Genomic DNA, 12,506 nt, shown 5'->3' on the forward strand with positions numbered 1-12,506 from the left:
GAGCCGTGCGACGCTTGCACCCGAGTGCCGAAAGCCCATAGTCTGAAGGGCTGGCCATCGCGCGACATCCGATGGCCGTGAGGGTTCGCAGACGACGACGCAGGAGGAAACCATGCAGACAGACAGCTACGCCCGCCAGGTCGCGGTCGACGGCGCTGCCCGTCCGGTCCTCCCCGCCGAGGGCATCTCCGGGTAGCTTCCGCACCAGCCCCGCAGGCGCAGCCTGCCCATTCCGCGGTATCCCCGCATCCCGACGCCGCCACGTCGCGCGCGTCTGCTCGATCCGACACGTCGCCCGACGTCCCACGAGGACGCCGCGACGCCCCTCCGGAAGGAACCGGCTTGTCCGCCACCCCGCACCACCAGGACCCCATCCCGGCGCGCATCGGCACCGTGCGCGCGCTCTTCAGGCTGCGTGAGTACGCCGGCCCCGCACTCCCGTTCATCGTGGCGGGCATGGCCGCCGCGCTCATCGCGCAGTTGATCGCACTCGCCATCCCGCAGGTGCTGCAGTCGATCGTCGACGGCCCGCTCTCCGATGGCGACGCGAGCGCGATCTGGCCGTTCGCCGGCCTCGTCTTCGCGCTCGGCGTGCTCGAGGCGGGCATGATCGCGCTGCGGCGCTGGTTCGTGCTCACCCCCGGCACCCGCGTCGAGGCGCGCATGCGCAATGCCCTCTACGCCAAGCTGCAGGACCTGCCCGTGAGCTTCCACGACCGCTGGCCGAGCGGCCAGCTGCTCTCGCGCGCGGTCAGCGACCTCGGGCTCATCCGCCGCTGGCTCTCGTTCGGGCTCGTGCTGCTCGTCGTGAACCTCATCGTGATCGTCGTGGGCCTGGTGATCCTCGTCTCGATGAACTGGATGCTCGGCCTCGTGTTCCTCGTCTGCTCGATCCCGCTCTGGGTGGTCGGCTACCGCTTCGAGGGTCGCTACTCCGAGGTGTCCCGACGCAGCCAGGACCAGGCGGGCGACCTCGCCACGGCGGTCGAGGAGTCGGTGCACGGCATCCGCGTGCTGAAGGCGTTCGGGCGCGGCAAGCACGCGCTGTCGACCTTCCGGGCGCAGGCCGAGTCGCTGCGCAGCACCGAGATGGAGAAGGCGCGCCTCGACGCAGGGATCTGGACGTGGATCCTCGTCGTGCCGACGGTCGCGCTCGCCGTGTGCCTCGTGCTCGGCGTATGGCTCGCCTCGCAGGGCACGCTCACCGTGGGCGAGCTCGTCGCGTTCTTCGCGACGGCGACCGTGCTCGCATGGCCGATCGAGTCGATCGGGTTCCTGCTCGCCTTCTCCGTCGACGCCCGCACCGCGACGGACCGGTTCTTCGACATCCTCGACAGCGAGAACCAGATCACCGACCCCGAGCGGCCGGTCTCGATCGAGCGCCCGCACGGCGAGCTCGTCTTCACCGACGTGCGGTTCCGCTACCAGGATTCGCCCGACCGGTTCGGCGACCTGCTCGACGGCGTCGACCTCGCCCTCGAGCCCGGCGAGACCATGGCGCTCGTCGGCCTCACCGGCAGCGGCAAGACCACGCTGACGGCGCTCACGACCCGACTGTACGACGTGACCGGCGGGTCGATCACGCTCGACGGCGTCGACATCCGGGCGCTCACGCGCGAGGAGTTGCGAACCCACATCGCCATGGCGTTCGAGGACGCGACGCTGTTCAGCGCCTCGGTGCGCGACAACGTGCTGCTCGGGCGGCCCGAGCTCGCCGGCGACGAGCCCGCGGTCCGCGCGGAGGCCGAGCGCGTGCTCACCGAGGCGCTGCGCATCGCGCAGGCCGGTTTCGCGTACGACCTCCCCGACGGGGTCGACACGAAGGTCGGCGAGGAGGGCATGAGCCTCTCCGGCGGTCAGCGGCAGCGACTCGCGCTCGCGCGTGCGGTCGCCGCATCCCCGTCGGTGCTCGTACTCGACGACCCGTTGTCGGCGCTCGACGTGGCCACCGAGGCGAAGGTCGAGGCCGAGCTGCGCACCGTGCTCGCGTCGACCACCGCGCTCATCGTGGCGCACCGGCCGTCGACGGTCATGCTCGCCGATCGCGTCGCGCTCCTCGAGGGTGGGCGCATCACGGCGGTCGGCACGCACTCCGAGCTCCTGCGCGAGAGCGAGCACTACGCCTTCGTCATCTCGAGTCTCGAGGACGAGGAGCGCCGCGAGGCCGCCGAGGCATCCGACCGCATCGATGCGTCACCATCGGATGACGCGGCGCAGGCCGAGCTCGAGCTGACGGATGCCGCGGCATCCGTCACCACCGGCATCGAACCCATCCAGCGAGAGGAGGCGACCCGATGAGCGTCACGGGCGTCGAGGGCGAGGAGCGCTCCGACTTCACGAAGGCCGAGTCCAAGCAGATCCGACAGCGTTCGCTGCGCCTGCTCGGGTCGCTGCTGCGCCCGGTGCGGGCCAGGCTCTGGATGACGATGGCGATCGTCGTCGTCTCCACGGGCGCGCAGGTCGCCGGACCCGCGCTGATCGCCTACGGCATCGACCAGGGCCTGCCCGCGCTGCTCGATGGCGACTGGGTGCCGGTCGGCTTCGCGGGCGTGGCCTACCTGCTCACCGGGACGGTGGGCGCGTTCCTCATCGCGTGGTACATCCGGCTCTCCGCCAGGATCAGCCAGGCGGTGCTGCTCGACCTGCGCACGCGGGTGTTCCTGCACACGCAGAGGCTCTCGCTCGAGTTCCACGAGTCGTACACGTCGGGCCGCATCATCTCGCGGCAGACGAGCGACCTCGACGCGATCCGCGAACTGCTCGACGAGGGCATCAACCAGCTCGTGCGCGGCGCGCTGTACATGTCGTTCACGGCGATCGCGCTGGCGCTGCTCGACTGGACGTCGGCGCTCGTGCTGCTCATCGCGCTCGTGCCGCTCGCGGTGCTCACGCGGTGGTTCCAGGTGCGCTCGCAGAGGCTGTTCCGCCGTTCGCGGGTGGCGTCGGCGAAGCTCATCGTGCACTTCGTCGAGTCCATGACCGGCATCCGCGCCGTGCAGGCGTTCCGCAAGGAGCGCCGCAACGAGCGCGAGTTCGGCGACCTCGTCGAGGACTACCGCGACGTGAACGCCAAGGTGATCCAGCTGTTCGGCATCTACGATCCGGGGCTGCTGCTCATCGGCAACGCGTGCGTCGCGGCCGTGCTCGTGGTCGGCGGCTTCCGCGTCGTCGACGGCGGCATGGAGGTCGGCGTGCTGCTGGCGGCCCTGCTCTACACGAAGCGGTTCTTCGACCCGATGGAGGACATGGCGATGTTCTACAACGGGTACCAGTCCGCGGCATCCGCGCTCGAGAAGATCTCGGGCGTGCTCGAGGAGCAGCCGAGCGTGCCCGACCCGGTGCACCCGGTCGACCTGTGGAAGGCGCACGGGCACGTGCGGTTCGAGGGCGTGGAGTTCGCCTACACGCCCGATCGCGTGATCCTGCCGCGCTTCGACCTCGACATCCCCGCCGGGCAGACGGTGGCGCTCGTCGGGTCGACCGGTGCGGGCAAGTCGACCCTCGCGAAGCTCATCGCCCGGTTCTACGACCCGAGCGACGGCGTGGTCGACCTCGACGGGGTCGACCTGCGGTCGCTGCACCCGAAGGACCTGCGCCGCGCGATCGTCATGGTCACGCAGGAGGCCTACCTCTTCTCGGGGTCGGTCGCCGACAACATCGCGCTCGGCAAGCCCGACGCGTCGTACGACGAGATCATGGCGGCGGCCAGGGCCGTGGGCGCGCACGAGTTCATCGAGGGGCTGCCGAACGGCTACGACACCGACGTGAACAAGCGCGGCGGGCGCGTGAGCGCGGGGCAGCGCCAGCTGATCTCGTTCGCGCGCGCGTTCCTGGCCGACCCGGCGGTGCTGATCCTCGACGAGGCGACCTCCTCGCTCGACATCCCGAGCGAGCGCCTCGTGCAGGAGGGCCTGCAGTCGCTGCTCGCCGACCGCACCGCCGTGATCATCGCGCACCGCCTGTCGACGGTCGCGATCGCCGACCGCGTGCTCGTCATGGAGCACGGCCGCATCGTCGAGGACGGCGCACCCGCCGAGCTCATCGGCGGGGCGGGGCGGTTCGCGGCGCTGCACGCGGCCTGGCGCGACTCGCTCGTGTGACCCGGGCGCGCGGCATCCGAGTGGCGGATGCCGCGCCCCGGTCACGCGGCGGCGACCACCGCAGGCGCCGAGACGAATCGCCCGGGCTCGATGACGATGCGGTAGCGCGAGGGCACGGCGGAGAGCGCGGCACGGATGCCGCGGGCGAGCGTGGCGAGGTCGTGCCCGGGCTCGCCGTCGGCGACCGGGAAGCCGCCACCGAGGTCGAGCGTGTCGAAGCGGATGCCGTGTGCGTGCTCGAGCCGGCGCATGAGGGCGAGCGTGCGACGGATCGCGTGCACCCAAGGAGCGGCCGACGTGGTGCGGCTGCCGACATGGAACGTGAACCCCGCCACCCGGATCCCGGCCCGCAGGCATTGCCCGACCAGCGCACTCGCGTCCTCCGGCGCGATGCCGGACGGCGACCGCAGCTCGGACTTCGCGCGGGGGTTCGGGAACGACAGGCGCACCAGCACCGCGACCCCCGGGAGCTCGTGGAACTTCGCCACCTCGTCGAGGGAGTCGACGACGAACGTGCGGATGCCACGGAGGTAGGCGCCCGTGATGTCGGCCACCGTCTTCACCGGGTGGATGTGCAGGCACCGGGAGATCGCGACGCGCTCCCGCTCGAGCAGGTCGACCTCGCTGCGGGAGGCGACCGCGAAGCTCGCGCCGAACGCGTCGACGGCCCTGATGAGGGCGGGGTGCGGCAGGGACTTCACGGCGAAGTGGATCTGCACGTCGGGCAGCTCGTGGCGCAGCTTCAGCAGCTGGGTCGCCACGCGGTCGAGGTCGAGCACGAGCGGCGAGGTGCCGTGCTCGTGTGCGAGGTCGGTCGCGCGGATCCGCGACGCCGGGACGGCCGGCTCGCGCCGCACGAGCTCGCGGTGCAGCGGCCGCACGGACGCCGGCCAGGCCGGCCGGGTCCAGGCGGGTTCGATTCTTCGCGCGTGGGCGACCCGCTCCGCCATGCGGCGGGATCGTTTCGCGATCGCAGTGGTCATCGACATGCCTCGATGGTCTCCGAATGCCACGCCGGCCGGATCCGTGCGGCCACCAGGGCTGCGTGGGGGCATCCACTGGATCTCGCCTAAGTGCCAGACCCCGCGAGGGGGTAGGGCAGCACTGGCGACGGTGGCGCTCGCCGGACCACTCGCCTCGTCAGCCGAGTGGCGCGCGCACCACGCGGTCCTCGATGTCCGCCTCGGCCGCGCGGAGCTCGGGGAGCCACCACACCGCGTTCGCCCAGGCCACGACGAACGCCGCGGCCTGCAGCGTGTCCTGCAGCAGACGGTCGAGCTCCTGGTCCAGGAACGCGACGAGGAACCACGCCGCGCAGCCGGCGATCGCCGCGGCGAGCATGATCGTGAGCCAGTTCACGGCACGTGAGACCGCGAGCGGGGTGCGGGCGATCGGCAGCCAGTCGTAGGTGAGGGTGATCGCGACCGCACTGCCGCCGGCCACGAGCACGGGCAGGTACCAATCCGGGCCGGGGGCCAGGGGCCCCGAGGCGGGCTGCACGAAGAGCTGCGCGAGCGGGAGGATGCCGCCGAGCACTGCGAACGTGCCGACCATGAGCGAGGTGCGCAACCGTCGGCCCGGCACGTCGGTGCGCCGCGCCGAGGTCGCCGAGTACACCGTCGTCGCCACGAGCGCGGCGCTCACCGCGAAGCAGAGCACCGCCATGAGCGTGTTCGACTGGGTGATCGAGATCGCGAGGGGGAACAGGCTCGCGACGGCCACGATGCCGTAGCGCAGGGTCGGCGCCCAGGCACGACGGGCGGCGCGGCCCACGAGGTCGGCGAGCTCGCCGTCGCTCGCGCGGCGGACCGCCCGCCAGCGGAGCCTCGCCCACGTCACGCCCCACACGAGCAGGCCGAGCAGGAGGGCGCAGCACGCCAGCGCGATGCCGAGCGGTACCCACGCCGCATCCGGGACCGCGTTCCAGCTCGTGAGCCACGCGGCCGCGGCGACGAAGCCCGCGACGAGTGCGAGCCGCGGCGGATCCATCAGCGTCGGCACGGCCACGAGGATCGGACGCAGCACGGCGAGCACCGCTCCCGCGCCGATCGCGATCACCCGGTTCACCGGGGAGACGACGACTCGATCGATGAGGCGAACGGCACGCGACGCGATGGCGAAGCGGTAGCCGGGACTGAGGTTCCAGACGGTGTCGGTGCCGGCGCGGAGCCGTGTGCGGCGGCGAAGGCGTGCGGCCTCGGCCGTGTCGGCGGGGTCGGGCTCCGGCTCGGGGTCGGGCTCGGGCTCGGGCTCGGCGCCGGGCTCCGGCTCGGGCTCCGGCTCGGGCTCCGGCTCCGGCTCCGGCTCCGGCTCGAGCGCGGACACCCGACGCTCGACGTACCGCGGTTCATCGCACTCCTCGAGGACCGCGTCCTGGACGCTCCGCACGTCATCCGACGGCTCGACACCGCCGGCCACGCTCGCGGCGAGGAATCGCACGATGCCCGCCGAGGCGTCGAGACGACCCCACCACCAGTCGTTCACGCGCCAGTCTCGCGCGAGGAAGCCGAGGAAGTTCCCGAAGCCGTACCCTGCGAGCTTCGACTGCCGGTCGAGCACCACCCGGTCGGCCGCCGCGTTCAGCCGGCCCGCGATCTCGTCGGGGGTGAGCGCCGACGTGCGCAGCAGCTTCTGCAGCAGCGCGTGGCGTCGGTCGGCGACGAGCGTGGTGAAGCTCGCCGGCCGGTCGGGCTCCTCGTCGACGCCGATGCTCCAGTAGCGCAGGCTCGAGAGCGCGGCGGGGATGCCCCCTGCGTTCATCACGGGCGGGAGGTCGACGGCGTAGAGCCTCTGCACACGACCGAGCGCGCTCCACGGCGCCTCCGTCCATGCCCTGCGGGTCGCCTGGTCGTGGTAGTGGATGGTGCGGTCGAGCTGCTTCGTCGCGTTCGACAGCCGGGAGATGGCTGCATCGAGCGAGCGCCAGTGCGGGGCGGTGTCGATCGCATCGGATGCCGCGAACCACGTGTCGAGCCAGGCGGCGAAGTCCGTGTCGCGCGGTACGACGCGTCGGGAGGCGAGACCCTGGGTCTCGTCCAGTACGAGGGCGGTGAGCGCATCGCGTGAGTTCGCGGCGTCGGCGAGCGCCGCATAGGCCGGCTCCCGCACGTCGGTGATCGAGATGCGGCGTCGCGAGCCGGGGGACTCGGGCACGGCCTCGAGCGCACGGGTCCAGGACAGGACGCAGTTCGCAGCGTCGGCGAGCGCCAGCACGGAGCGCGCCGCCGTGCGCGAATCCTCGGCGGCCGCCCGTTCGAAGCGGGCGACGGCCTGCGTCGCGAGACCGGCGAGGGCGACGCGGTCGATCGGCAGGTAGCGCCGGCGCTGGGGCAGCACCGACTGCAACTGCCAGGTCGACGGGAGCGAGATCGCTTCCGCGAGGTGGTCTGCGAGGGTCATGCCGAGGGAGTGGAGATACGCCCGGCGACGGGCGACGCGAGCGTCGGCATCCCATGGCGCCGTTGCGATGAGCGACGCCGCGCTCTCGCGCCGGCCCGACTGGATGAGGTGCGCTGCGTTGAAGCGCTGGATCTCGGCCGCCTCCTGCGCGACCGACTCTCGCCGGAAGCTTCGCGACAGCATCGCGCCGATCGTGCGGAAGAACCGGTTGGCATCGGGGTCCCACGTGGCCTCGCCGCCGAGCGGTGCGTCGGGCTCCGGGTCGAGGAAGATCATCGCACGGTCGGTGAGGCGCTCCGAACGGCGCAGCTTCGCCGCGCGCAGCGCTCGTTCGATCGGCACGTTGTCGAACACGGCGCCGTCGACGATGCGATAGGGGGTGCGCTGGGCGGTGCGGTGCACGCCGAACGCGAAGCGCATGTCGCGCGGCTCGACGCCCGCGCGGCCGACGGTCGAGTCGATCTCGGCAGGTTCGAACCCACCGGGCAGCGATGAGGTCGAGCGAGCGGCGAGGGCGAGCCGGTCGAGGTGGGCGAGGTCGTCCTCCGCCTTGCCGGGGTAGTCGAAGCTGTCGCGCCGTGGGATGAGATTGTCGAGGGCGTGCTCGTCGGAGCCGATGAAGCGGAAGTGGCCGCGCCCCTCGTTCACGTCCTCCTCGTATTCGTCGTGCGCATCGATGAGGGTGGCGGACAGGTCGACGCTCGTGTAGTCGGCGACGAGGTCGGGGTGGCGGTCGGCGGTCGCGTAGAGGGCGCCGAGCTGATCGCGGGTACGAGCACGGAAGTAGCCCTCGCCCTGCATCAGCGCCCGGATGCCCCGTGAGCCGGGCGGGTGCAGGAGGCCCCAGAACCCGCCCACCTCGCTCCAGGTGCCGAGGAGCGAGTCGACCCCGGTGCCTGCGCGCTGGGCGACGGAGTACACCACGGCGTTGAGCCCTCCGGCGCTCGCCCCGGCGAGCAGGTCGAACTCGACACGGTCGTAGCGTGCGGCGTCCATCAGCCGTGCGTACACCGCGAGGCGCTCGAGCACCGGCGCCGTGAGCGGGGTCTCGGGCGTCACGACCACGAAGGCCAGAACGCCGCCGCCGTGATCGTAGAGGCGGATGCGGCGGAGCAGGTCGAGCTCTGCGACGGCCCCCCCGATCCACACCGCGAGGCTGACCCCGCCGCGCATCGCGAGCGCGACGCGCAGGGTGCGACCCGAGGAGGGCGCCGCACCCGGGTAGTTCCGGAGGCGATCCTCGATGCGCTGGCCCGCCCTGACCAGGACGAGGCGGATTTGTCGCGGCGGCCCGGGCGTCGCCCTGACGTCGTCGACGGGCATGGCCGTGGTTGCGATTCGCGGCATCGGGGCTCCTGGGTCGGGGGACGGGCATGCGAAGGCCCCGATCCGAGGGCGCGGCGGTCCACGGCGTGTGCGGGCGGAGCGTCGCGGACACGCACGTGGCGTGTCAAGCGTGCCACGGCGACGGGGACCGCGCATCCGGGATACCCCCAGAACTGGGACGAACGGCCCAGATACCCGACGCGATACAGTCGGCGTAGGCGGGTGGTGACCCCCGAACGGTCGAGCCTGCCCACGAACGGAGGCCCGATGAACGACGCTCGCCCCCTGCGCGTCGCGATCGCCGATGACGCGATGCTGCTCCGCGAAGGCATCGCGAAGGTGCTGGAGGGCGGCGGCATCGACGTGGTCGCCTCGGTCGGCACGGGTGACGAGCTCCTCGAGGTCGTTCGCGGCGGCGGCATCGACGCCGCGGTCCTCGACATCCGCATGCCGCCGAGCTATCGCGACGAGGGCATCGTCGCGCTCGAGGCCATGCGGGCCGAGGGCTCGACGATCGGCGTGCTGCTCCTGTCGATGTACGCGACGCCCGAGTACGCGCTGCGCGTCATGGGCGCCGGAAGCGGCACGGGGTACCTGCTCAAGGAGCGCGTCTCCGAGCCCCAGACGCTCGTGCGCGCCGTCGAGACGGTCGCATCGGGCGGCTCGGTGGTCGACCCCGAGGTCGTCGAGCAGCTCGTGAAGCGCACGCGCGCCGACGACCCGTTGTCACGACTCACCGAGCGAGAGCGCTCGGTGCTCGAGCTCATGGCGCAGGGCTACTCGAACGGCGGCATCGCCCAGACCCTGTTCCTCGGCCTGAAGACGGTCGAGACGCACGTGCGCAGCATCCTGCAGAAGCTCGACCTCGAGGAGTCGCCCGAGCACCACCGTCGCGTGCTCGCCGTGCTCACGCTCCTCGGCGAGCGATGATGGCACCCGGCCGAAGAGGCCGGATCCTCAGACGCACCATCATCATCGCCGCCGTCGTGGCGCTCACCCTGACGATGGAGATCTCGGGCTTCGTCGCGACGCCGGAGGAGCTGCGGCCCGAGGTCTCGTACGTGACCCTGCACACGATGGTGGCGCTCGTCTACGCCGCGTGCGCGGGCGTCGCATGGAGCCTCGGCCCCACACCCGTGCCGGCGAGGATGATGGTGGCCTTCGCGGTGCTCTGGATCCCGGTGACGTTCTTCCGCGTCATCGAGGACATCGGCTGGCTCTGGCCGCTCGTGTACGGCGCGCACCTCTGGTGGGCTGCGGTCCCGACCCTGCTCCCGCTCGTCTACCCCCGGGGCCGGCTCTCCGGCCGGATCGACCGGTGGCTCGTCGGCATCGTGATCGGCGCGTCACTCGTCTTCTTCCTGGGCGCCGTGCTCCTCCTCACCGGGCCGCCGAATCCCGAGCGGTGCGACTGTGCACCGAATCCGTACCAGATCGCCGATGCCCCGGAGGTCTTCGCCGCCATCAACCTCGGGTATCGCTACATCGGCGCGCTCGTCGCGCTCGTGATCGCCGGCCGTCTGCTTGTGGGCTGGGTGCGCGGGAGCATCCCGGCGCGCGCCGTGGCGTTCCTCATGCCGCTCGCGCTCGTCGCCTGGACAGCAACGCTCGCGGCGTACGCTGTGACGGAGTCCGTGTCGGCGACCGCCGACAACGTGCTCGACACGGTCTCGTTGATCGCGATCGCATCGATCCCGGTGAGCTTCGTCGCGGGCGTGGGGCATACGCGGAACATGCGTTCGAGGGTCGCCGACCTCATGCGAATCACCCGTGAGGGCGCCGATCGTGGGCTGTGGGCGGAGTCGCTCGCGCGCACCCTGCGCGACGCCTCGGTGCGCGTCTACTGGTGGGACGAGGAGCGCGGCCGGTATGCGGATGCCGCCGGCGAACCCATCGAGCAGGGCCCCGCCGAGCGGCGCGAGCGCCACGACCTGCTGCCGGTCTCGTCGCCGACCGGCATGCCGATCGCCCTCATCCGGCACGACAAAGTGCTCACCGACAACATGCGCCTGCTCGACGGCGTCTCGAGCGCCCTCCGGCTGTCGGTCGACAACGGCCGTCTGCGGTCCGAGATCGAGCGCACCCTCGAGCAGGTGCGCCAGTCGCGCCAGCGCATCGTGGAGGCGGGCGTCGAGGCGAGGCGCCGCATCGAGCGCGACCTGCACGACGGCGCCCAGCAGCACCTCGTCTCCCTCGGCATGCGGCTGCGGCTCGCCGCCAACGCCGCACGCGACACCGACGAGGTGGCGCTCGCCACCGAGCTCGAGGGCACCATCCAGATGCTGAACATGGCGCTCCGTGAGCTCAGGGAGCTCGCCCACGGCATCCACCCCAGCCTGCTCTCGTCGGGCGGCCTCGCGCTCGCCGTGCCCGAGGTGGCGGGGCGCTGCCCGGTCCCTGTCGAGGTCGACGTGCAGGCGGAGGGCCGGCTGCCCGAGCTCATCGAGTCGACCGCGTACTTCGTGCTGGCGGAGGCGCTCGCGAACGTCGCCAAGCACTCCGGCGCGACCCGCGGCTGGGTGCGGGCGTACGTCGTCGACGAGGAGCTCGAGCTCGTGGTGCGCGACAACGGCTCCGGCGGTGCGTCGCTAGACGGCGGCACCGGCATGCTCGGCATCGCCGACCGTGTCGACGCGGTGGGCGGCACGCTCGACATCGAGAGCCCCCGCGGGGCGGGCACCACGCTGACCGCACGGATCCCGCTCGGCGGCCCGCTCGCCGAGTGAGCGGGCTCGCTCACGGGCGCCAGCGGCAGGCGGCGAGCACGATGCGATAGCCGTCGTCGTCGGATGCCGCCACGAGGGGCGTGCCCTCGTCGTCGTAGTGCCGCCGCGCCGTCGCCGCATGGCCGGTGGGCGGACGACCGCCCGCACGCACGACGCGCCACCACGGGGCATCCGAGCCGTATCTGGCCATGACCTGGCCGACGGCTCGTGCACCGCGCGACCCGAGGACGGCGGCGACGTCGCCGTAGGTCGCGACTGAGCCGGACGGGATGTCGGCGACCACGGCGAGCACGGCCTCGACGAACCCTTCGACAGGCTCAGGGCGGCGCCCGGCCGGGTGCTGCGGCATCCGTTCGCTCAGAGCTCGAGCGCGCCGATCACGTCGCCGTAGGCGGTCTCGCCGACGTCGACGAAGCCGATGCGGTGGAAGAACGCCTCGGGGCCCAGCTCGCCCGGCTCCCAAAGCACGGTGATGCGGTCGAAGCCGCGGCGCTTGGCCTCCTCGGCGAGCGCCGTCGCGAGGAATCGCCCGACGCCCTTGCCCTGCACCTCCGCGTCGACGTTGATGCGCCAGATGCAGGCGCGGAACTCCTCGTGCGGATTCTCTGGGTCGAAGTTGCCGTGGATGAACCCGACGACCTTGCCCTTGAGGAGCGCGACCCGCTGCCACGCCGTGGCAGGGTTCACCACCGAGGACTCGGCCGAGTAGGTGACGGGAGCGATGAACTGCTCCTGGCCCGGCTTCAGCGACAGGCTGTTCGCGGCCACGATGTTCGTCGCGTTCAGTTCTTCGAGTCGCAGATCAGCCATGCTGCCAAGGCTAACCTGTGGCGGCCCGCGGCAGGAAGTCGCGGAGCAAGACCAGCGTGTGAACGGCCGGATGCGGCATCCATTTGTCTCGATGTCGAGATATCCGCGCGAGGCGGTAAGCTGGCAGGCGGCGTTTCCGCCCCAC

At 71.9% G+C, this 12,506-nt stretch carries 8 protein-coding genes; 4 read left to right on the forward strand and 4 right to left on the reverse strand.

The annotated features are described in order from the left end of the window. The first annotated feature begins 342 nt into the window (after positions 1–342). Entirely contained in the window at positions 343–2,298 is a 1,956-nt protein-coding gene (locus tag ASG80_RS20920; RefSeq protein ID WP_082590818.1) for an ABC transporter ATP-binding protein, read from the forward strand. Continuing rightward, the gene (locus tag ASG80_RS20925) at positions 2,295–4,100 is read left to right on the forward strand and encodes an ABC transporter ATP-binding protein (RefSeq protein ID WP_056734409.1); all 1,806 of its coding nucleotides are present in this window, start codon (positions 2,295–2,297) and stop codon (positions 4,098–4,100) included. The genes ASG80_RS20920 and ASG80_RS20925 overlap by 4 nt, the downstream gene beginning before the upstream one ends. 41 nt (positions 4,101–4,141) lie before the next feature. Here ASG80_RS20925 and ASG80_RS20930 read toward each other — a convergent pair whose 3' ends face one another. Beyond that, positions 4,142–5,089: a hypothetical protein gene (locus ASG80_RS20930; RefSeq protein ID WP_056734411.1), complete on the reverse strand. Its 948-nt coding sequence runs from the start codon at positions 5,087–5,089 to the stop codon at positions 4,142–4,144. A gap of 151 nt (positions 5,090–5,240) precedes the next feature. Then, complete coding sequence (locus ASG80_RS20935; RefSeq protein ID WP_056734413.1) at positions 5,241–8,846, reverse strand: DUF3376 domain-containing protein; 3,606 nt, start codon at positions 8,844–8,846, stop codon at positions 5,241–5,243. A 246-nt stretch (positions 8,847–9,092) separates the two neighbouring features. Between ASG80_RS20935 and ASG80_RS20940 the strand changes: the two genes are divergently transcribed. Next, complete coding sequence (locus tag ASG80_RS20940; protein ID WP_056734415.1) at positions 9,093–9,755, forward strand: response regulator transcription factor; 663 nt, start codon at positions 9,093–9,095, stop codon at positions 9,753–9,755. Then, on the forward strand, positions 9,752–11,551 hold the full coding sequence (locus ASG80_RS20945; protein ID WP_082590823.1) for a sensor histidine kinase: 1,800 nt from the start codon (positions 9,752–9,754) through the stop codon (positions 11,549–11,551). The genes ASG80_RS20940 and ASG80_RS20945 overlap by 4 nt, the downstream gene beginning before the upstream one ends. Positions 11,552–11,561: 10 nt before the next feature. Here ASG80_RS20945 and ASG80_RS20950 read toward each other — a convergent pair whose 3' ends face one another. Continuing rightward, the gene (locus tag ASG80_RS20950) at positions 11,562–11,900 is read right to left on the reverse strand and encodes an MGMT family protein (protein WP_056734420.1); all 339 of its coding nucleotides are present in this window, start codon (positions 11,898–11,900) and stop codon (positions 11,562–11,564) included. A gap of 8 nt (positions 11,901–11,908) precedes the next feature. Beyond that, positions 11,909–12,361, reverse strand: coding sequence for a GNAT family N-acetyltransferase (locus ASG80_RS20955; protein ID WP_056734422.1), 453 nt, complete (start codon positions 12,359–12,361; stop codon positions 11,909–11,911). Positions 12,362–12,506 lie beyond the last annotated feature (145 nt).

Origin of the sequence: Agromyces sp. Soil535, assembly GCF_001428255.1 — a bacterium.
Lineage (GTDB): Bacteria > Actinomycetota > Actinomycetes > Actinomycetales > Microbacteriaceae > Agromyces.